The 20,627-nt window shown below is 60.6% G+C and carries 22 protein-coding genes and 1 tRNA gene; 10 read left to right on the top strand and 13 right to left on the bottom strand.

The genetic code is table 11. The annotated features are described in order from the left end of the window. Window positions 1–5: 5 nt before the first annotated feature. A complete protein-coding gene (cydB, locus tag JZX88_RS23335; RefSeq protein ID WP_065116334.1) occupies window positions 6–1,163 on the top strand; it encodes a cytochrome d ubiquinol oxidase subunit II in 1,158 nt (385 codons plus the stop codon). A gap of 81 nt (window positions 1,164–1,244) precedes the next feature. Then, window positions 1,245–1,367 carry a cytochrome bd-I oxidase subunit CydX gene (gene cydX / locus JZX88_RS23330; RefSeq protein WP_035223662.1) on the top strand — a complete coding sequence of 41 codons (123 nt, stop codon included), beginning with the start codon at window positions 1,245–1,247 and terminating at the stop codon, window positions 1,365–1,367. A gap of 76 nt (window positions 1,368–1,443) precedes the next feature. Here the strand turns inward: cydX and JZX88_RS23325 are convergent, their stop codons facing one another. The 7 genes from JZX88_RS23325 to JZX88_RS23295 all read right to left on the bottom strand — a co-directional run bounded on the left by JZX88_RS23325 (window position 1,444) and on the right by JZX88_RS23295 (window position 6,854). Beyond that, on the bottom strand, window positions 1,444–1,632 hold the full coding sequence (locus tag JZX88_RS23325) for a hypothetical protein (protein ID WP_065116335.1): 189 nt from the start codon (window positions 1,630–1,632) through the stop codon (window positions 1,444–1,446). Between the two features lie 22 nt (window positions 1,633–1,654). Continuing rightward, window positions 1,655–2,074: a DUF3597 domain-containing protein gene (locus JZX88_RS23320; RefSeq protein WP_065116336.1), complete on the bottom strand. Its 420-nt coding sequence runs from the start codon at window positions 2,072–2,074 to the stop codon at window positions 1,655–1,657. A gap of 12 nt (window positions 2,075–2,086) precedes the next feature. Continuing rightward, window positions 2,087–2,338 (bottom strand): GlsB/YeaQ/YmgE family stress response membrane protein, encoded by a 252-nt coding sequence (locus JZX88_RS23315; protein WP_065116337.1) that lies wholly within the window; start codon window positions 2,336–2,338, stop codon window positions 2,087–2,089. Between the two features lie 148 nt (window positions 2,339–2,486). Beyond that, on the bottom strand, window positions 2,487–3,344 hold the full coding sequence (gene nadC / locus JZX88_RS23310; protein WP_206914898.1) for a carboxylating nicotinate-nucleotide diphosphorylase: 858 nt from the start codon (window positions 3,342–3,344) through the stop codon (window positions 2,487–2,489). A gap of 1 nt (window position 3,345) precedes the next feature. After that, complete coding sequence (locus tag JZX88_RS23305; RefSeq protein WP_206914897.1) at window positions 3,346–4,914, bottom strand: L-aspartate oxidase; 1,569 nt, start codon at window positions 4,912–4,914, stop codon at window positions 3,346–3,348. Beyond that, a complete protein-coding gene (nadA, locus tag JZX88_RS23300; RefSeq protein ID WP_206914896.1) occupies window positions 4,911–5,882 on the bottom strand; it encodes a quinolinate synthase NadA in 972 nt (323 codons plus the stop codon). The genes JZX88_RS23305 and nadA overlap by 4 nt, the downstream gene beginning before the upstream one ends. A gap of 69 nt (window positions 5,883–5,951) precedes the next feature. Next, a complete protein-coding gene (locus tag JZX88_RS23295; protein WP_065116341.1) occupies window positions 5,952–6,854 on the bottom strand; it encodes a hypothetical protein in 903 nt (300 codons plus the stop codon). 207 nt (window positions 6,855–7,061) lie between these two features. On the opposite strand from JZX88_RS23295, the gene JZX88_RS23290 reads away from it, so the two are divergent. Then, complete coding sequence (locus JZX88_RS23290) at window positions 7,062–7,436, top strand: PAS domain-containing protein (protein ID WP_065116342.1); 375 nt, start codon at window positions 7,062–7,064, stop codon at window positions 7,434–7,436. A gap of 64 nt (window positions 7,437–7,500) precedes the next feature. Next, the gene (locus tag JZX88_RS23285) at window positions 7,501–8,028 is read left to right on the top strand and encodes a thermonuclease family protein (protein ID WP_206914895.1); all 528 of its coding nucleotides are present in this window, start codon (window positions 7,501–7,503) and stop codon (window positions 8,026–8,028) included. A gap of 50 nt (window positions 8,029–8,078) precedes the next feature. Here the strand turns inward: JZX88_RS23285 and JZX88_RS23280 are convergent. Both JZX88_RS23280 and JZX88_RS23275 read right to left on the bottom strand, forming a co-directional pair. Continuing rightward, window positions 8,079–8,154, bottom strand: a tRNA-Ala gene (locus tag JZX88_RS23280). A gap of 152 nt (window positions 8,155–8,306) precedes the next feature. Continuing rightward, a complete protein-coding gene (locus JZX88_RS23275; protein WP_065116344.1) occupies window positions 8,307–8,693 on the bottom strand; it encodes a TIGR02300 family protein in 387 nt (128 codons plus the stop codon). 228 nt (window positions 8,694–8,921) lie between these two features. On the opposite strand from JZX88_RS23275, the gene cmk reads away from it, so the two are divergent. Together cmk and rpsA are read left to right on the top strand one after the other, a co-directional pair. Then, window positions 8,922–9,554, top strand: a complete 633-nt coding sequence (cmk, locus tag JZX88_RS23270) for a (d)CMP kinase (protein ID WP_065116345.1) — start codon at window positions 8,922–8,924, stop codon at window positions 9,552–9,554. Between the two features lie 171 nt (window positions 9,555–9,725). Continuing rightward, entirely contained in the window at window positions 9,726–11,426 is a 1,701-nt protein-coding gene (rpsA, locus tag JZX88_RS23265) for a 30S ribosomal protein S1 (protein ID WP_003522474.1), read from the top strand. A 99-nt stretch (window positions 11,427–11,525) separates the two neighbouring features. Here the strand turns inward: rpsA and JZX88_RS23260 are convergent, their stop codons facing one another. The 4 genes from JZX88_RS23260 to JZX88_RS23245 form a co-directional block, all read right to left on the bottom strand. Next, a complete protein-coding gene (locus JZX88_RS23260) occupies window positions 11,526–13,067 on the bottom strand; it encodes a hypothetical protein (protein ID WP_206914894.1) in 1,542 nt (513 codons plus the stop codon). A 264-nt stretch (window positions 13,068–13,331) separates the two neighbouring features. Continuing rightward, entirely contained in the window at window positions 13,332–13,640 is a 309-nt protein-coding gene (locus JZX88_RS23255) for a hypothetical protein (RefSeq protein ID WP_065116347.1), read from the bottom strand. A 47-nt stretch (window positions 13,641–13,687) separates the two neighbouring features. Next, window positions 13,688–14,917: a hypothetical protein gene (locus tag JZX88_RS23250; protein ID WP_206914893.1), complete on the bottom strand. Its 1,230-nt coding sequence runs from the start codon at window positions 14,915–14,917 to the stop codon at window positions 13,688–13,690. Window positions 14,918–15,000: 83 nt separating this feature from the next. Further along, window positions 15,001–15,627: a ribonuclease D gene (locus JZX88_RS23245; protein ID WP_110759108.1), complete on the bottom strand. Its 627-nt coding sequence runs from the start codon at window positions 15,625–15,627 to the stop codon at window positions 15,001–15,003. 163 nt (window positions 15,628–15,790) lie between these two features. On the opposite strand from JZX88_RS23245, the gene JZX88_RS23240 reads away from it, so the two are divergent. The 4 genes from JZX88_RS23240 to JZX88_RS23225 all read left to right on the top strand — a co-directional run bounded on the left by JZX88_RS23240 (window position 15,791) and on the right by JZX88_RS23225 (window position 20,613). Further along, entirely contained in the window at window positions 15,791–16,405 is a 615-nt protein-coding gene (locus JZX88_RS23240; protein WP_206914892.1) for a nucleoside 2-deoxyribosyltransferase, read from the top strand. Continuing rightward, window positions 16,402–17,151 carry an SDR family oxidoreductase gene (locus JZX88_RS23235; protein ID WP_206914891.1) on the top strand — a complete coding sequence of 250 codons (750 nt, stop codon included), beginning with the start codon at window positions 16,402–16,404 and terminating at the stop codon, window positions 17,149–17,151. The genes JZX88_RS23240 and JZX88_RS23235 overlap by 4 nt, the downstream gene beginning before the upstream one ends. Before the next feature lie 552 nt (window positions 17,152–17,703). Then, window positions 17,704–18,891 carry a Xaa-Pro peptidase family protein gene (locus JZX88_RS23230; RefSeq protein WP_110759114.1) on the top strand — a complete coding sequence of 396 codons (1,188 nt, stop codon included), beginning with the start codon at window positions 17,704–17,706 and terminating at the stop codon, window positions 18,889–18,891. A 117-nt stretch (window positions 18,892–19,008) separates the two neighbouring features. Then, window positions 19,009–20,613, top strand: a complete 1,605-nt coding sequence (locus JZX88_RS23225) for an ABC transporter substrate-binding protein (protein ID WP_065116353.1) — start codon at window positions 19,009–19,011, stop codon at window positions 20,611–20,613. Window positions 20,614–20,627 lie beyond the last annotated feature (14 nt).

Below are 20,627 nucleotides of genomic sequence, written 5' to 3'. Positions count from 1 at the left end.
TCATCATGATCCTGCACCAACTCATCGACTATGAAATCCTCCGCATCATCTGGTGGCTGCTGCTTGGCGTTCTGCTCATCGGTTTTGCCATTACCGGCGGTTTCGATCTCGGCACGGGCGCGCTGCTGCCTTTCGTGGCAAAGACCGACATAGAGCGGCGTGTCGTCATCAATGCGGTCGGCCCGGTCTGGGAGGGCAACCAGGTCTGGCTCATCCTTGGTGCCGGTGCGATCTTTGCCGCCTGGCCGCCGCTCTATGCGGTGTCGTTTTCAGGATTCTACCTGGCGATGGCGGCGATCATGTTCGCGCTGATCCTGCGGCCGGTCGGTTTCAAATACCGTTCCAAGCGTGAAAGTGCGGCATGGCGCAGCGGCTGGGACTGGGCCCTGTTCGTCGGCGGCTTCGTGCCGGCGCTGATTTTCGGCGTGGCGATCGGCAATGTGCTGCAGGGCGTCCCCTTCTACTTCAACGACGACCTCAGGATTTTCTATGACGGCACGACGCTGTTCGAGCTTCTCAATCCCTATGCCCTTCTGTGCGGCCTCGTTTCCGTCGCCATGCTGGTGATGCACGGTGCGGCCTGGCTGGTGCTTAAAACCGAAGGCCCCGTGGCCGCCCGCGCCCGCAACTTCGGCAGCATCGCGGCACTTGCCACCACCCTTCTCTTCGCGCTGGGCGGCATCCTGCTGTGGCTCGGTGTCGATGGTTATCGTTTCACCTCGGAAATCGTAACCGACGGGCCGTCCAATCCCTTGTCGAAAACGGTCGAAGTCGCAACCGGCGTCTGGTTCTCGAATTATGCCGCGCATCCGTGGATGATGCTGGCGCCGGCGCTTGGTCTTGCCTTCCCGCTCGTCGCCCTCCTGTTGTTCAGGGCTCGCCGGGAGGTGCTGGCGCTGCTGTCCAGCTCGCTCGCCATTTTCGGCATCATCGCCACCGTCGGGCTTTCGATGTTTCCCTTCATCCTGCCGTCCTCGGTCGATCCGAAGTCGAGCCTGACGGTGTGGGATGCCTCGTCCAGCCATATGACGCTGTTCATCATGCTGGTCGTCGCCCTCATCTTCGTCCCCATCATTGTTGCCTATACCTCGTGGGTCTATCGCGTGCTGTGGGGCAAGGTGGATGAAAAGGCGATCCGCGACGACAGCGGTCATGCATACTGAAGCAACTGCAAAAGAGCAGGACGCGGTTTTTCATCCGCAACTGCGTCCGAAAAAACAGGACATCGATAGAAGGAGATCGACATGTGGTATTTCGCCTGGCTGCTCGGCCTGCCTCTCGCCGCCATCTTCGCCGTCATGAACGCCATGTGGTATGAGCTGATGGAGGAAAATGCCAGAAAGGCCGAAGCAAAGCTGGAAAAATAGGGCTTCAGACAATCAAGGGGCGGCGTCTGAACCAGACGCCGCCCCTTGATAAAGTTACCGCGCTTACGAGGGCGGTTCAGTGGATCGCGATGCCGCGCCTGTCCGCTTCTTCCTTGATGATGTCTTCGACGATGGCTCTCTTGAGATTTGGATTTCCCAGAAGATAATCGTCGGCAATCTCGAAAATCGACTTCGGATTCTCGGTGCCCTGCAGGGTGTCGAGATCCTGTCCGATCTGTTCTCTCAAGCTCGAATAGTCGTCCATTGCGGCTCTCCCGGTCCGATGGTCAATGCAGCAGTTCGGCTGGAACCTTGCCGCCATTTTCCGACAGCTTCTTGATGACGGCCTTGTGCAGCCAGATGTTCATGGTCGCCGAATCCGAGGTGTCGCCGGTATAGCCGAGCTCGCCCGCCAGTTCCTTTCTGGCATTGAGGCTGCTGTCGAGATCGAGCGCTTTCAGAAGGTCGACGATCGAATGTTTCCAGTCGAGCTTCTGGCCGTTCTTTTTGACAGCCGCATCCAGAATGGAGGCGACGTCGACGCTGCCGGCGGATGGTGCGGCGCCGGCTGTCGGAGCAGGTGCTGCGGGTTCGGCCGGTGCGGCCGGGCTTGCGGTGGTCGTCGGTGTCCCGGCCGGAGCAGAAGTCTGCGGAGCGGCCTCGGCCTTGCCGAAAATCGCGTTTTTGATCTTGTCGAAAAAGCTCATTGTGTCCTCTCCTTATCGGCGAAATGCACGCCCTACGGCGATGAGAATGCAGGCGCCGATGAAACCGGCGATGAGATAGCCAATCCAGCCTCCGAGCGAGATGCCCACGAGCCCCAGAAGGAAATTGGCGACGATGGCGCCGACTATACCGAGGATGATGTTCATGAAAACACCCATATTGCTTTTCATGAACTGTTCGGCGAGCCAACCGGCTACGCCGCCGATGATGATTGCTGCAATCCAGCCAACTTGTGCGTCTTCCATAACAGGCCTTTCCTTTGTGAGAGAGGTCAAAGGCATATGGACAGGCTTTTGCGCGCACTGATCCCCCCGCCTTGAATAGACCCCAGGCGGGTTGATAACGAAGATGCGGGCGATTGGTTCCGTGCGGGTGGGCCGGGCCTTCTATTCTTTAGCGCTGACTTTGAAAATCCAGTCCGATATCCAGAACCGGCGCGCTGTGGGTCAGCCAGCCGACGGAGATGAGATCGACACCGCTTGCGGCGATGGCCGCCGCCGTCTGCGGATTGATGCGGCCGGAAGCTTCGGTGATGGCACGGCCCGCAACGATTCCTACCGCCTCGCGCAACTGTTCCGGTGTCATGTTGTCGAGAAGAACCGCGTCCACCCCTTCGTCCATGGCCTCGCGCAATTGAGTGAGCGTATCGACCTCCACCTCGATCTTGACGAGATGGCCCACGCCCTGCCTTGCGCGGCGGATGGCTTCACGCACGCCGCCGGCCACGGCTATATGGTTGTCCTTGATGAGAACCGCATCGTAAAGCGCGAAACGATGGTTCATGCCGCCGCCGGCGCGCACGGCATATTTTTCCAGCGCCCTGAGGCCGGGTGTCGTCTTGCGGGTGCAGGCGACCGAGGTTTCGGTGCCGGCGATGGCTGCAACGATTCTGGCGGTGACGGAGGCGATGCCCGACAGGTGGCTGAGGAAATTCAGCGCCGTTCGCTCCCCTGTCAGAAGCCCGCGCGAGGGACCTTCGATCGTTGCGATGATATCGCCGGGCGCCACGGCGGCGCCATCCTTCACATGCCGTTTCATGACGATCGCCGGGTCTACCAGCCGGAAGGCAAGTTCCGCGGCATCGAGACCGGCGATGATACCCGGTTCCCGCGCCGCCATGACGACGACTGAGCGATGATCGGCGGGGATGACGGCGGCGGAGGTGATGTCGCCCGCAAGTCCCAGATCTTCCAGAAGCGCGTTGCGCACGAGCGGTTCGATGACGAGGTGTGGCAGGGGGGCAGGGGTCATGTCAGGCGCTCCGCGCAATGCTGGAAGGGGAAAGGCTGGATGAGGACAGGTCATGGGCAATGGCGATCACTTCGGTCAGGTCCAGCCTGCGCCGTGCGGCTGTCGTGTTTTTTCCGGGAAAATCGTCGCGGAAATGCGCACCGCGTGATTCCGCGCGCAGGAACGCGAAGACGGCGATGGCGAGGCCGACAAGGGCGGGATCGGATGCCGGGCCTTCCTGTTCGGCAAACGGCAGCAGATCCCGGATCGCTTCGCTCAACCCTGCGGCATGTCTCGCAATGCCGAGATGGCGGGAAACGATGGGGCGGACGATGGCAGGATCGGCGGCCGCGAAACCGGGGGCTGTTCGCGACGCCGCAGCTGCCGGTCTTGTGGTGGGTGGCTGTGTGCCGGCGATATCCTGTGCGGCGCGCATGCCCAGCGCGGCGGCTTCCAGCAGGGAGTTGCTGGCAAGCCGGTTGGCACCGTGAAGACCCGTGCAGGCGGTTTCGCCGGCAACCCAGAGGCCCGGCACCGAACTTCGGCCTCTGCCATCCGTGGCGACGCCACCCATATGGTAATGCACGGCGGGGCGAACCGGCACGAGTTCCCGGGCGGGGTCTATTCCGGCCTCGCGGCAGAGCAGGTCTATCGAGGGGAAACGGCTGGAAAAGCCGGGGCCTAGCGCCTTGCGGGCATCGAGAAAGACCGCGCCGCCGCGCAGGATTTCGCGGTCGATGGCGCGGGCGACAATATCGCGCGACGCAAGCTCCGCGCCCGGGACGGCTGCCATGAAACGCTCGCCGTTTTCGTTGAGAAGCAGCGCGCCTTCGCCCCGCACCGCCTCGCTGACCAGCGCCAGCGGCCGTCTGGGCGAGGAAAGCGCCGTCGGGTGAAACTGGACGAATTCCATGTCGGCAAGGACGGCACCGGCGCGCGCGGCGAGCATGATGCCCTGTCCATAATTGCCGGATGGATTGGTCGTTGCCTCGTAAAGCCCGCCAAGACCGCCGGTGGCGAGAACCACCTGTGTGGCCGGCAGGGTGAAGCAGCCCTTGGGGCCGATGCAGACGAGGCCGGTGATCGCGCCGTCTTCCGTCAGCAGGCGGCGTGCCTCCGTGCCTTCCAGAACCGTAATGGACGGCGTGCGAAGAACGGCGGCTGCGAGAGCCCTGACGATGGCCGCGCCAGAGCCATCGCCTTCCGCATGCAGTATGCGCCGGCGGTTATGGGCCGCTTCCAGCCCGAAGACGGGCTTTCCCTCGGCATCGCGGTCGAAGCGCACGCCGGCCCGCTCCAGCGCATCGATGACGGCGGGGGCGGCGGAGACGATATCCGCAGCCATTTCCGCATCGCAGAGGCCGTCGCCCGCGGCGAGCGTATCGGCAAGATGCAGTGCAACGCTGTCGTCAGGGCCGAGACTTGCGGCAATGCCGCCCTGCGCCCAGGCGCTTGAGGTTTCACCGCCGAGCGCCCCGCGTGTCAGAAGCAGTACGGGTTGCGGCGCAAGCGTCAGCGCCGCCATCAGGCCTGCAATGCCGCTGCCGACAATGACCGTCCAGTCCTGCGGCGGGGGAAGACGCTCGCTCATATCTGCAGCATCCTTTCCACGGCGCGGCGGGCGGCGACGGCAATGGCTGGATCCACCGTCACTTCATGGCGGTTTTCCTCCAGCGCCGCGCGGATATTGCCGAGCGTGATGCGCTTCATATGCGGGCAGAGATTGCAGGGGCGGATGAATTCGACATCCGGGTGATGCACGGCGACATTGTCGCTCATCGAGCATTCTGTCAAAAGTACCACGCGGGCAGGGCGTTCGCGGCCGACATAATCCGACATGACGGCGGTGGAGCCGGAGAAATCCGCAGCTTCCACGACATCGGGCGGACATTCGGGATGTGCGAGAACGGTGACGCCGGGATGGCTTTCGCGCAATTCGCGAATGTCGTCGGCGGTGAAAAGCTCGTGCACCTCGCAATGGCCGCGCCAGGCGATCAGCTCGACATTGGTTTCACGCGCCACGTTCTTTGCCAGATATTCGTCCGGCAGCATCAAAACGCGCGGCACGCCGAGCGATTCCACCACCTGGCGGGCATTGCCCGACGTGCAGCAGATGTCGGACGCCGCTTTTACTGCCGCAGACGTGTTCACATAGGTGACGACGGGAACGCCGGGATAGGCCTTGCGCAGAAGAGCGATGTCCTCGGGTGTGATGGAATCGGCCAGCGAGCAGCCCGCACCCATATCCGGAATGAGCACGGTCTTTTCCGGATTGAGCAGCTTTGCCGTCTCGGCCATGAAATGCACACCGGCCAGAACGATGACATCCGCTTCCACCTCCATTGCCTTGCGGGCAAGGGCGAGGCTGTCGCCGACGATATCGGCGACGCCATGGAAGATTTCCGGCGTCTGGTAATTATGGGCGAGGATGACGGCGTTGCGCCTGCGTTTGAGCTCGAGGATCGCCTCCACATCGTCCTGAAAACCCATCCACTCCGCTTTTGGAATGACGCGGCTGACCCGATCATAAAGGCTTGCTGCGGAAATCTGTTCGTTCACGGCGCTCTCCCATTTATACTCTTTTTGAGTATATCTAAGGCAAAGGCATATTCTCATTGTGAGTATATGTCAATTGCGGGAGAGGGGCAGTTTCGTTCCGGAAAGGGCGCGCTCATCAAGGACGGTCTGGCGGAAGCGGAAAAGCTTCGCCGGGCGGCCGCCGGTTTCGGTCGCCATGTCGCCGGTTTCTTCCACCAGCTGCTGCTGTTCGATCAGCCGGCGGAAATTCTGCTTGTGCAGGGTCAGTCCGGCCAGCGCCTCGATGGCGCGCTGCAGCTGCAGCAGCGTGAAGGCATCCGCCATCAGTTCGAACACCACGGGGCGATATTTGATCTTGGCCCGCAGACGCGCGATGCCGGTGGCGAGGATGCGGCGGTGATCGGCGAACATCGGCCGGCCGAAATTGATCCGGTTTTCGTTCTGTGCCTCCTCGACCAGCCCGGCTTCATACAGCAGCTCATAACGCTGCAGGGTCAGCTCCTCGTTCCAGCCGCCGCCATCGAGGCCGAAGGTGAAATCGGCGCGCAGGTGGCGCTGGTTCCTGCAGGCGGGGTCGGAATCCGCCCAGGCGCGCAGCCTGTCGATGATGGTGCCGAGAACCGCCGGGCGGCCCTGCCGATGATCCTCCCAGGGGAAATATTCATACCAGCCGTGCCACAGCGCATGCGCATTGCCGGAGGATTCCTGCTCGCGGACCAGCCCGAGATAACCGATGGAGATGGTTCTGCCGCCGGGAATGTCGTTGTTCCGGTCACGATCCGCGAATGTGTAGAGCTGTTCGAGATAACCGACCGGGTGATGGGTCTGTTCATGGATCCATTCCCGCAGCCCGCTTTGCAGCGTCCTGTGGCCGAATTCGAACGGGCCCGAGGGAAGCGCCGCGCCCGCCCGCACGGTCATCACCCGCGGTTCGTCTCCGGTAATGGCTGTGACGACGGCGATGAGTTCGGCATGGGCAAGCCCGATGGTCACGGCGACTCCTGTCTTCGGTGGCGATATCAACCTTCTTTGGCACAGGAAAACCGCTTCGCCAACAAGGGGCGGTGAAAGTGCTTTCAATATCTGCGTAAAATCTAAAGTAGGGCTTCGTCAGACAAAAGCATGAATTCTTGTGGTTAGTCATGCATCTTTTGTTATGTTATAAAAACGTTATAAGCACTCATATAGTGTAGAAAGCCGATGTTGGAAGATATATCTCTAGAAGAGACGCTTGTTGGTTATTATACGTGGAACATCGGGCAGAATCTGGTCTATCTGGATGCCGTGGCGTCGCGTCTGCGCGATTTTTCCTTTGAGGAGGCGTCTCGCGGCATGCCGGTGGAGGCCATTATCGCCCAGGTGGACGGTTGTTACCGGGCTCGCGTGGCAAGGGCGGTGCATAATTCGCTGACAAGCGGTGATTTTTATGATCAGGAATACCGCATCGGGCTCAAGGCCGGCGGCTTTCGCTGGCTGAGGACGACGGGAAGGGTCATCAACGATCGTGACGGCGTTCCGGTCATGGCCATGGGTACGGTGCGTGATGTCAGTGCGCGCAGGCTTCTGTTGATGTAATGCATCCCTCTCCTGCTCCGGCGCGCGGCAGGGTCCTGTTTCAGCTCTTTTATGTTTCGGTGACATGGTCCGGCAGATTGCAATTTTGCTGTTTCAGATCGTGCTGGTCACGGGGCTTGGCATTGCCGGCATAAGCATCGCCTCGTTTTTCAACGGCGAGAATGCCTACGAAACCTCCGGCCTTGCGGCGAACACAGAGATGCTGTGGACGACATCCCCGGTAAGGATCGATGTCCGCCGCCAGAATTATGAACGCATCCCGACCCCGCCCGATCCCTATCCGCTCAAAATGCATGCGGATCAGCGCCTGCGCGTGATCGCCAGCAACCGCTTCACCTTCAAGGGGCAGGAATTCCGTCTCGCCGGGGTGGAAGATGTCGATCGCAACCGCGTCTGCACCGGCACCGATGGCCGCCGCTATGCCTGCGGCCTGAATGCCTTCAAGGCACTGGAGAACCGGTTGCGTGGCAAATATCTCGAATGCCGGGTGGCGGAGGAGGGTAATGGCGTTCGTGCGGTAGAGTGCCTGATCAGGGGGCAGGACGTGCGGGCGCTATTGCAGGAGACGGTCATGCCGGTAGCCGGCCGATAGGGCGTCCGGGGATGTCTGTCTGTGAATGATTGTCGTTGTCCGGGAAGATTTGGTGGAGCTAAGCGGGATCGAACCGCTGACCTCTTGCATGCCATGCAAGGGCTCTCCCAGCTGAGCTATAGCCCCATAAGGGTTCCGGCATTTCGTCCGGTTCCGGGAACCGAAGCGGTTGTTGTTCCGTTCGGTGGCGGCTTACTACTGCGGCTTTCCGACGAGTGCAAGCATAAAAAACAGCCCGGCGTCATTTTTTTGTCGCCGGGCTGAATTATTCAATAAGATCAAGCTTCTTCGTCGTCGCCCGTTACGCCGATGATGCCGGACATGTCGTCGTCGTCATCTTCGTCGTCGGCTTCAAGGAAGGTGTCGTCATCGTCGTCGATTTCAACGTCGTCGTCATCGCCCATATCCGGAATCTCGTCGCCGCTGTTGTCGCCATCGGCATCTTCCAGCGATACGAGTTCGACTTCCGTGTTTTCGGTATCGACTTCCGCCACATCCTCTTCTTCAGCCTGCTCGAGCTTTGCCTGCGCCGTGCTTTCCTCGAAGAAGGAGAGCGGCCAGGACTTGCCGGTGTAGGGAGAAACGACCGGGTCCCGGTTCAGATCGTAGAACTTCTTGCCGGTATCGGGGTCTGTGCGCTTGGTACCAAGTTCCGCTTTTGCCACTGTCTAAGCCTCAAATTGTCGAATGAGTTTCGGTGTGTACGCCGTGAAACCGGCATAGACTGTAAAATTTCTAGCCGGTCCCCTTAATCGTTGCGGTCTTTCGTGTCAAAGACAAACTTCGGCCGTTGGCCCCGGCTGCTGCGCTTATATGCCGGGCTGCTGATAAAGATTGGAAGACCCTCTCGCGCCATATTATATGAATCGACAGACACACGGGCAGAAAGCTTAATGACATTTACGATCGCCATAGACGGACCTGCTGCGGCGGGTAAAGGAACCCTGTCGCGCAAGATAGCGCAGACCTACGGGTTTCACCATCTCGATACCGGCTTGACCTACAGGGCCACGGCCAAGGCCCTTCTGGATGCGGGATTGCCGCTCGATGACGAGGCGGTCGCCGAAAAGGTGGCGCTGGAGCTGAACCTTGCCGGCCTCGACCGTTCGGTGCTTGCCCGGCATGATATCGGCGAGGCCGCCTCGAGGATTGCGGTGATGACGCCGGTAAGACGCGCGCTCGTCAAGGCCCAGCAGCGTTTTGCCGCAAAGGAGCCGGGCACGGTGCTGGATGGCCGCGATATCGGAACGGTGGTCTGCCCGGATGCGCCGGTGAAGCTTTACGTCACCGCTTCGCCTGACGTGCGGGCGCGACGCCGTTATGACGAGATTCTCGCCAATGGCGGGGAAGCCGATTACGAGGCCATCTTCGCCGAGGTGAAGAAGCGCGACGAGCGTGACATGGGCCGCGCCGACAGCCCGCTGAAGCCCGCGGAAGACGCGCACTTGCTAGATACGTCGGAAATGAGTATAGAGGCGGCGTTTCAGGCCGCGCGGGCGATCATCGACGCCGCCCTGGAGAAATAGGTTTTTCGCGGAACCCGTTCATCCGGTCCGCGTTTAGTCCGGAATTGCCCGAAGACATGTCCTTGCGCCGGAAAGCCTTTTTGAAAAGGCGGGCATGGGTTCGGGTATCAACAACACCAGCCCACCGGCGCTTTTGTATTCGCCCTCGTGCGGATGCAATCAGGAGATTTCATGTCAGTATCTACCCCCACGCGCGAAGATTTCGCAGCGCTTCTCGAAGAATCCTTTGCCTCTAACGATCTTGCCGAAGGCTATGTTGCCAAGGGTATCGTAACGGCAATCGAGAAGGACGTTGCCATCGTCGACGTCGGCCTCAAGGTTGAAGGCCGCGTACCGTTGAAGGAATTCGGCGCGAAGTCCAAGGACGGCACGCTGAAGGTCGGCGACGAAGTCGAAGTTTACGTCGAGCGCATCGAAAACGCTCTCGGCGAAGCCGTTCTGTCGCGCGAGAAGGCTCGCCGCGAAGAAAGCTGGGTCAAGCTCGAAGCCAAGTTCGAAGCTGGCGAGCGCGTCGAAGGCGTCATCTTCAACCAGGTCAAGGGTGGTTTCACCGTCGATCTGGACGGCGCTGTTGCCTTCCTTCCGCGTTCGCAGGTCGACATCCGTCCGATCCGCGACGTGACCCCGCTGATGCACAACCCGCAGCCCTTCGAAATCCTCAAGATGGACAAGCGTCGCGGCAACATCGTTGTTTCGCGCCGCACGGTTCTCGAAGAGTCGCGTGCCGAGCAGCGTTCTGAAATCGTTCAGAACCTCGAAGAAGGCCAGGTTGTTGACGGCGTCGTCAAGAACATCACCGATTACGGTGCGTTCGTTGACCTCGGCGGCATCGACGGCCTGCTGCACGTTACCGACATGGCATGGCGCCGCGTCAACCATCCTTCGGAAATCCTCAACATTGGCCAGCAGGTCAAGGTTCAGATCATCCGCATCAACCAGGAAACCCACCGTATCTCGCTCGGCATGAAGCAGCTCGAGTCCGATCCGTGGGATGGCATCTCCGCCAAGTACCCGGTTGGCAAGAAGATCTCCGGTACGGTCACAAACATCACCGACTACGGTGCATTCGTCGAGCTGGAGCCGGGCATCGAAGGCCTGATCCACATTTCCGAAATGTCCTGGACCAAGAAGAACGTACATCCCGGCAAGATCCTGTCCACGAGCCAGGAAGTCGACGTTGTCGTTCTCGAAGTCGATCCGTCCAAGCGCCGTATCTCGCTCGGCCTCAAGCAGACGCTGGAAAACCCGTGGCAGGCATTTGCCTACAGCCATCCGGCCGGCACTGAAGTTGAAGGCGAAGTCAAGAACAAGACCGAATTCGGTCTGTTCATCGGCCTCGAGGGCGATGTCGACGGCATGGTTCACCTGTCGGATCTCGACTGGAACCGTCCGGGCGAGCAGGTCATCGAAGAGTACAACAAGGGTGACGTCGTCAAGGCCGTCGTTCTCGACGTTGACGTCGAGAAGGAACGCATCTCGCTCGGCATCAAGCAGCTCGGCAAGGATGCTGTCGGCGAAGCCGCTTCTTCCGGCGATCTGCGCAAGAACGCAGTCGTTTCCGCTGAAGTCATCGGCGTCAACGATGGCGGCATCGAAGTGAAGCTCGTCAACCACGAAGACCTCACCTCGTTCATCCGTCGCGCTGACCTTTCCCGTGACCGCGACGAGCAGCGCCCCGAGCGCTTCTCGGTTGGCCAGGTTGTCGACGCCCGCGTCGTCAACTTCTCGAAGAAGGACCGCAAGGTCATGCTTTCGATCAAGGCTCTGGAAATCGCTGAAGAGAAGGAAGCCGTCGCACAGTTCGGTTCTTCCGACTCGGGCGCTTCGCTCGGCGACATCCTCGGCGCGGCTCTGAAGAACCGCGGCGAATAATCGCTCGATCATTCGAAATGAAGAACCCGCCGGAATTTTCCGGCGGGTTTTTTATTTGCGTCGATTTTGACCGCATGGCGCGGCGCAGCCCTCTGGAATTCAGGGCATCCCGCTCATTTTGAGGTAGTAATTTTCCGCATTGTCGTCGTCGGCAGCCACGTGCAGAAGGGTTTCCGGCTCGCCGGGCTCGCCATCGGCCTCCACCCGTTCCTCCGCCTCTTCCGGGCTTTCGGCATTTTCGCCCTCCGCCTCGCTTTCTGCCTCGTCTTCGGAAAAAGGGCCGCCTCCGCGCGGCGGTGTTTCCGATTCATAGTCTTCGTCCGCCGGCGGATAGGCGACGAGCGGCAGCGGCGTGCCGTCTTTGACGAGCGCGGCGGCGGCCAGCGATTGCGAAGCCGATTGTTCGAGCATCGCCATCCTCGTTTCCGGATCGGCCGCGGTGCGGGGGAGGGGCAGCGGTTCGGGGCGAGCGGCGGTCGCTTCCGTTTCCTCGCCGGATGCGGGGGCAGGCGTCGCCATCGGGGTTTTTTCGGCCGGCCGAAGCTCTGTCTGTTGCGGTGGTATGGCTTGAGGAGCGGCGAATGGCTGTGCACCGGTTGCGGCTCTGGAGGGAAGCTTTCCGGCAAGGGTGGCAAGAAGCAGGTTTTCCACGGTCTTGGCATCACCTGCGGGCTGGCCTGAAGGGGAGGTCAGGACGGCACGCATCTCCTTCTGTTCCGCCTTCATCATCTCCCGATGCGGGAGTGCGGTGCGCATATCGCTGTTTTCGACCCGAGATGAATTCACCGGGCGCGCTTCCGCCGGAACATCTTTCGCCACGCTGCCTGCGGCCGGCTGCGGCTGCGGCGCCGTGCCTTCTGCTTTTCCATCCGGCCTTGTGGTTTGGGGCGAAGAACCGGGTTTGCCTGCGGCCGGGGCGGGAAGGTTTGCCGGCAGATCCGGTAGCGGCACCTGCGCCGCGATGACGCTCTTTATCGCCGCGCCACCGAGGGCAAGCGGGCTGGTGAGCAGCGGCAGAAGCCGGTTGGCCGTTGCGGCGTTTGCCGGTTGCGCAGCAGCGGTCGCTGTCGCATTCGGCTGGCTCGTGGCATTCTGGTTTTGGGCGTTTTGCGGTCTCGGTTGCGCTGGTGCAGGGCTGGCCGGATTATTATGCTGGTAGGAAGAAACCACCGCCTTTGCCGCGAGATCCGTGCCCTTGTAGCGGGAAAGCTCGATCAGCAGCGCGAGACGAGCCGCTTCCGGTCCGGTGGGCTGTTTCAGGATTTCGGCCAGCATCGCAAGGCTCAGCCCCTGCAGGGCCTTGCCGACCTGCTGTTCCAGCGCCAGACGCTGTGCGGCGGGCATGGCGCGCAGGGCATCCGTCAGGCGTACCACATAGGTTTCAATCGCCTCGCCGTCGCGCCGTGGCAGGTTCATCAATTTGCCGAGCGTTTCCGCAAGGACGGCGGTGCCGCGGGAAAGCTGGAATTCGCTGGTCAGGGAAGCGACCGCCGCTCTGGCAAAAATGCTGCCGTTATGGTCGGGAGCGGGATTGGCCGTCTGCGGCGCTGCGGCTTCTTTCGGCTGCCCGCGCGGCGCCGGCGGAACCATGGCTCCATAGGTGGCATCGGCTGCCGGAATTTTCGGTACAGGCGGTAACATGGGTGCGCTCCATTCCTATCGATTACCGCCGCTGGCTGCGAAAGGGCCATTTCCGCTGGCTCTTTGATCCGTATCTGGCCCGTCTGTTGGGAGGTTGCCGCGCCGGTGATGTACAGGTGTCATCTCGCCCGCTCATGCGGGAGCGCCTGTATGTGCCGCTGGCGCGAATGCCGGGCTTTCCGCACATACAGAATCATCAAGTCGCAGCTTGCCGTGCAGATATTAATATTTGGCTAACCATAAAGTCGCGCCGGCGCATCTCGCTCAGGGCGAAACGCCGATGAACATGCGGTAAAGCCCGTTATCGTCGGAATTGACCGAGGAAATGTGATCGGGTTCACTGACTGTCACTTCCAGGGCCTCCGGCGGCATGGCATCGAGCCAGCTTGCCTTGGGAAAGCTTCTCTCCGGGCGGGTTTCCACGGGATCGACGGGATTGTCGTCCTCGCCGGAAGTAAGGAAGGCAGCGTTATCCGGGGCGAGCGGCGGGGCGGCCATGGAGAGCAGCGCCTGTGCTGCATTCGGTTCGGCATCGAGGCCGGTGTTGCCGGATAGGGCGGAAATATCGGACATGTCTGAACTCACATCATGTTTCGCTCAAAGACTGTTGGAAGCGGCAATCATGCCGCCTTTTTCTTCAGCAGTTCATAAAGACCATTGTCATCGATAGAGATCGGCACGATGGCGTTGCGGGCGTCATCGACAACCGCCAGCGCATCGAGCAGCTTTTCTGCGTCATCCTCCGCCTCGGCCGGCGTGGCGGCTGCGTCTGCCTTGGATGGGGTGTTATCGTTTTTAGCCGGGACGGCTTCCTCGGCCGGTGCGGCGGCAAGCACGGAGATGAGGGTGATTTCCGATGAGATATCGACCGGGCCCTGCCCTTCGGCACCATCCGTTTTGTCATCGGCGGAAGTGTCGACATGCTCCTTCACGACGTCCTGAAGTTCCTGCACATCCTCGAGTTTGCCCTGCGCATCGCGGGTCTGGATATCCTGTTCCCGCTCGGCCTTTACTTCGGCATCGTTGATTTCGCCGATGCGATCCTCGCCGCGTTCGGCCTGCAATTCTTCCTTGGTCTTGGGGTCAGCGACATCTTCCAGCCGCTGGATGACCTTCAGGGCCTCGCGCGTCATGAAGCGGGTGCCCTGCGCCTGATCGTTCAGCGCATCCTTGACCGCACGCGCCGCGTCACCGAAGGGATTGGCGATGGCGGCGATCATCTGTTGCGCTGAAATGCCGAGTTCCTTGAGGCCGGTGGCTTTTTCGAGTTCGGTCACGTTTTTCGGCGCGGTCGCGCGCATGTCCATGATGGCTTTTGACATCTCGCCGCCGAAATCCTCTTCCTTGCCCGTCAGGCCGGCGCTCTGGGCGATGCGGGCTGCAAGGGCGGCCATGGGATCGGTTTTGGCGGTTGCTCCGTTGTTCAGCACGTCCACGACCTGCGCTTCCGAAACACCGAAGGATGTCAGGGAGATCGTCGTGGCTTTTCCCTGTGCGTCGGTCTTTCCGAAACTTTCGGTCAGGGTCAGCGCGTCCTGAAGCCTCCGTGCGAAGGAGAAGCTCGATTCGTCCGCTTCCTGGGTGATGCCGAGGGCAGACGAGAAACGGAAGACAAGCGAGACGAAGGCATCGGGGTCCTGCTTCATGAAGCCGAACAGATAGGCGCTTATCTTTTCATTGGCGACCCGCTGGCTTTGGTCGGGTTGCGGCTGTGTCTTGACCGCATCGTCCTTTTTGGTGCCGTTCGCCTTTTCCTGCTCTTCGCGCTGGCGTTCCTCGATGGCTTGCACCATCGACCGCATGAGATCGCTGACTGCTATGCCCGCCGTCTGCTGTAGCGGAGTAATCATCTGGAAAGTCCCCGGCCGCCCAAAGTTGCGGCCGAGAATAGGCAATTTCGGTAAATCAGAGCTTAAACGAAGCGTGAAAACGCTCAGCTATGGGCGAAAATGTCGGTTTCTTCCCAGCCGAGAAGATCGAGCTTCGCGCGGGTCGGCAGAAACGCGAAACAGGCGTCGGCGTGCTCGAGGCGACCGTCGCGCACAAGGCGCTGGGTCAGCCTGTCGCGCAGCGCGTGCAGGTAGAGCACGTCGGAGGCGGCATATTCGAGCTGCGCGGGCGACAGCGTCTCCGCCGCCCAGTCGGATGATTGCTGCGCCTTGGAGATATCGACCTCCAGCATTTCCTTCAGATTGTCTTTCAGCCCGTGCCGGTCGGTATAGGTGCGGGTGAGGCGCGAGGCGATCTTGGTGCAGAAAACCGGCGTGGTCGTCACGCCGAATGTGTGAAACAGAACGGCGATATCGAAACGGCCGTAATGAAAGATCTTCTGGCGCGCGGGATCGGCAAGCATGCGAACGAGGTTGGGGGCCTCCTTCTGGCCGGCGGCAATGCGGATGACATCCGCCGTGCCGTCACCCGGCGAAAGCTGGACGACGCACAGACGGTCGCGGCGTGGTACCAGCCCCAGGGTTTCCGTATCGATTGCGATGGCGCCGGTGTAACGCGCGGCGTCTTCGGCGGAAATATCGCCTTCGTGGTAACGGATGGGTGCGGCCATGTCTTGCTCCAGGAATTCCAGTTCGTTGCTCCGGCTATAACGGAAAGAGCGGCCGGACGATACCGCTTTTATAGGTTGTTTCCGTGCTGCTTCGGCTTGCCTTTGCGAAAGCCCCCGGGTTAGGTTCGGGAAATTCCATTCTTCCAGATTGCATGAATTCCCGATGACAAAGAAAATCTATCTCGCCGGACCGGAAGTCTTCCTCCCGAACGCGCGGGAAATGCTCGATCTCAAGGCATCGCTTGCGCGGGAAGCCGGTTTTACGCCGCTTTCGCCGGGCGATTTGCAGATTCCGCCGGCAGACACCCGGATCGGCCATGGCTGCAACATCAATGAAGTCGATGAACGGATGATGCTGGAGGCGGATGCGGTGATCGCCAATCTCACGCCGTTTCGCGGCATCGCCGCCGATACCGGAACGAGTTACGAGCTGGGCTTCATGTGCGCTCTGGGCAAGCCGGTTTTCGCCTACACCAATGTCGCGGCCAATCATTTCGCCCGTATCAAGGCGCATTACGGCGGCGTTGCCGCCATGGATGAGACGGGCCGCTATCGCGGGCCGGACGGGCTGTCGATCGAGAATTTCGACATGGTCGACAATCTGATGCTGCACGGCGGTATCCTGCGGCGCGGCGGCGTGATCATTGTCGGCAATGCGCCTGAAGAGGCCCTGTATACGGATCTCGACGCCTACAGGCGCTGTCTTGCGGCGGCAGCGGAAAGATTATTGGGACAGACTGATTCTGACAGAACGAAGCTAGCGGAGGCATCATCATGAGCGGCACCATCCTTATCACAGGCGCGACGTCCGGTTTCGGACAGGCCACGGCGCGGCGTTTCGTCAAGGAAGGCTGGAAGGTCATCGGCACGGGCCGGCGCGCGGAACGGCTGGAGGCGCTGGCGGCTGAACTCGGTTCGGCCTTTTATGGCGCCGCCTTCGATATCACGGATGAGGCCGCGACCGAAAAGGCGCTTTCCGCTTTGCCGGAAGGTTTCCGGGATATCGATATTCTCGTCAACAATGCCGGCCTAGCGCTTGGCACCGCGCCTGCACCGCAGGTGCCGCTCAAGGACTGGCAGACCATGGTGAACACCAATATCACCGGTCTCCTGAATATCACCCATCATCTTCTGCCGACGCTGATCAAACGCCGGGGCATTGTCGTCAACCTTTCGTCGGTTGCGGCGCATTGGCCCTATACCGGCGGTAATGTGTATGGCGGGACAAAAGCCTTCCTGCGGCAATTCTCGCTTGGCCTCCGCTCCGACCTGCATGGCAAGGGTGTGCGGGTAACCTCGATCGAACCCGGCATGTGCGAAACGGAGTTCACGCTGGTGCGCACCGGCGGCAATCAGGATGTGTCGGACAATCTCTATAAGGGCGTGAACCCGATCACGGCCGACGACATCGCCAACACGATCTATTGGGTCGCCTCGCAGCCCAAACATATCAACATCAACAGTCTCGAACTCATGCCGGTCAACCAGTCCTTTGCCGGTTTTCAGGTGCACCGGGAAAGCTGATCTCCTTCGGGTTTGGCGGGAGTGCTGAAAAACCAAGCAGGAATTCTCAAGCTATGCAGAAATGCAATGCTGCATTGCGAGACTTGCTCTGTTAAAAATCGCCGATGTCGCTATATTCCAATCATCGAAGCGACGCACTCCTCCTCCCAGCGTCGCTCGATGTGGATCGGTGACACTCCTCCTCCCAGTCGCCGATCAAGTTTGAAGCCTGCCGCACCTCCTCCCGCGGCAGGCTTTTTCCTTTTCAGGGCCTTTTTTTGAAGTGTTTTCATCCGCACGTTTCCGCGCGCCGGATATGCGTCGCGGGGACTCCGGCGTCTTCCCCTTGGATTTCCGGGGGATTTTGGATTCCTCCGTCAAGGTGACGAGTGCGGGAATCGGACGCGCGTCGATCACGATTTCGTTATGTCTAGATAAATATGCACAGTTTTGTGGCGGTGGAAGGTGCAGGCCCATTGCTTAGCCTCCGGCCTGTGGTTAAGCATGGGCAAAAGAACGCTTGGGAGGTTGCCGGCACGTTGTGCCTGTGCGCCCGAAAGCGGCGGGGAGAGAATGGCAGACTTTCAAGAGGCGCTGAAGCGGTTTCAGCCGATCGCGGTTTCATCGATCGCTGAAGACGAATTCAGTTTGCGGCTGCGCGGACTTCAGGCGCGGATGATCCAGCAGAATGTGAAGGCGGTCTGGCTCGATGCATCATCGTCGCTGACCTATTATACCGGCCTGTCGCTTGGCCTTTCGGAGCGCATTCATGGCGCCCTAGTGCCGGCCGAAGGCGCGCCGGTCTATATCAGCCCGACTTTTGAAGAGCCGAAACTCCAGACCCTGATCCGTATTCCGGGCGAGGTCGCTGTCTGGGAAGAGGATGAAAGTCCTTTCGATCTGATGGCGGGGCGTATCGGCTCTCTTGCCTGTCCCGGTCATCTTGTCGCCATCGATCCCGCAACGCCCTTCGTTTTCGCATCGGCCCTGATGCAGCGTCTGGAAGGGCGGATCATTTCCGCCCAGCCGCTGATCGTTGCCCAGCGGCAGGTCAAGTCCGCCGCTGAAATCGCCCTCATCCAGACGGCGATGGATGCAAGCTACGGCGTGCAGAAGGCGGTGTTCGAAGGGCTGCGCCCGGGCATTTCCACCACTGAAGTGGCGGATTTCGTCAACGCCGCCCATATCGCGCTTGGCCTGAAACCGCTTTTCGTGGCGGTGCAGTTCGGCGAGGCGACGGCCTATCCGCACGGCGTGCCCTATGCGCAGACGCTGAACGAAGGCGATATGGTGCTGGTCGATCTCGGCGCCATTCTTCACGGCTATCGTTCCGATATCACCCGAACCTATGTCTTCGGCAAACCGACCGAGCGTCAGCGTTTCCTCTGGAACGCCGAGCGCGACGCGCAGGCGGCGGCCTTCGCGGCGGCCCGTATCGGCGCTGCCTGTTCCGATGTGGACAGGGCCGCGCGCGACAGCCTGAAAGCGGCCGGTTTCGGCCCGGATTACCAGCTTCCCGGCCTGCCGCATCGCACAGGCCACGGGCTTGGGCTGGATATTCACGAAGAACCCTATATCGTTGCTGGAAATGCCACGGCTCTTCAACCGGGCATGTGCTTTTCCATCGAGCCGATGCTGTGCGTTTATGGCGAATGCGGCGTCCGTCTCGAAGATATCGTATATATGACGGAGGCGGGACCGCGCTGGTTCTGCCCGCCGGAAACGAACCTCGACCGGCTGTTTCAGCCGGTCGCCGGGTAATTGGTCGGGAGGCAAAGGACCGAACGGCGACACGGGTTGCGCGTCGCCGCTGACCAGAAGAGGTAGGCCCCCGAACGGGGCCGCAGGAACTCAGAAAAAGAGGGAAAGGACCACCAGATGAAAACGCTGACCCGCAGTTTGCTTATCGCCTCTGCGATTGCGATCACTTCCGCCATGCCTGCCATGGCGAAGACCTTCGTTTATTGCTCCGAGGCATCGCCGGAAGGCTTCGATCCGTCGCCCTACACCGCCGGCGGCACCTTCGACGCTTCCGCGCATCCGGTCTACAACCGTCTGACCGAGTTCAAGAAGGGCACGACCGAAGTTGAGCCGGGCCTTGCCGAGAAATGGGATGTTTCGAGCGATGGTCTCGAATATACGTTCCACCTGCGCAAGGGTGTGAAGTGGCACTCCAACGAGAAGTTCACGCCGAGCCGCGATTTCAACGCTGATGACGTGATCTTCAGCTACAACCGCCAGGGCGACGCGAAAAACCCGTGGAACCAGTATATCGCAGGCATCACCTACGAATATTACAATTCCATGGAAATGCCGTCGCTGATCAAGGAAATCGTCAAGGTCGACGATTACACCGTCAAGTTCGTGCTGACGCGCCCGGAAGCGCCGTTCCTCGCCAATATCGCCATGCCTTTCGCATCGATCGTATCGAAGGAATATGCCGATACGCTTGATAAGGCCGGCACCAAGGAAGACTTCAACAACCTGCCGATCGGTACGGGTCCGTTCAAGTTCGTCGCCTATCAGAAGGACGCGGTCATCCGCTACCAGAAGAACGCCGACTATTGGGGCGAAGCGCCGAAGATCGACGATCTGATCTTCGCGATCACGCCTGACGCCGCCGTGCGCCTGCAGAAGCTGAAGGCCGGCGAATGCCACCTGATGCCTTACCCGGCCCCGGCTGACCTTGCCGCCATCCGCGCCGATTCCAACCTCAAGCTCGATGAGCAGCCGGGTCTGAACGTCGCCTACTTCGCCTACAACACGACCGTTGCGCCTTTCGACAAGCCGGAAGTCCGCAAGGCGCTGAACATGGCGATGAACAAGCAGGCGATCATCGACGCCGTGTTCCAGGGCGCCGGCCAGGTTGCCAAGAACCCGATCCCGCCGACAATGTGGTCCTATAACGACAGCATCAAGGACGATCCGTACGATCCGGAAGCCGCCAAGAAGGCTCTCGAAGCCGCTGGCGTCAAGGATCTGTCGATGAAGATCTGGGCGATGCCGGTTCAGCGTCCCTACATGCCGAACGCACGCCGCACGGCCGAGTTGATCCAGTCGGATTTCGCCAAGGTTGGCGTCAAGGCCGAGATCGTCTCCTTCGAGTGGGGTGAGTACCTCAAGAAGTCGACCGAAGTGAACCGCGACGGCGCCGTCATCCTCGGCTGGACCGGCGACAACGGTGACCCGGACAACTTCATGGGCGTTCTGCTCTCCTGCGCCGCAACCGGCGAAGGCGGTGCGAACCGTGCGCAGTGGTGCAACAAGGAGTTCTCCGAGCTGCTTTCCAAGGCAAAGCAGACCACTGATGTTGCCGAGCGCACCAAGCTTTATGAGCAGGCGCAGGTGATCTTCAAGGAACAGGCTCCGTGGGCGACGCTTGCGCACTCCACCCAGTTCGTTCCGATGTCCGCCAAGGTTTCCGGCTTCACCATGAGCCCGCTTGGCGACTTCACCTTCGAAAACGTCGACATCGCGGAGTAATCCCGAACAACCGG

Origin of the sequence: Agrobacterium sp. OT33 (assembly GCF_017313365.1) — a bacterium.
GTDB lineage: Bacteria > Pseudomonadota > Alphaproteobacteria > Rhizobiales > Rhizobiaceae > Agrobacterium > Agrobacterium rhizogenes_A.
Note: the sequence above shows the minus strand (reverse complement) of the source record. Positions and strands in the feature narration are given on the sequence as shown.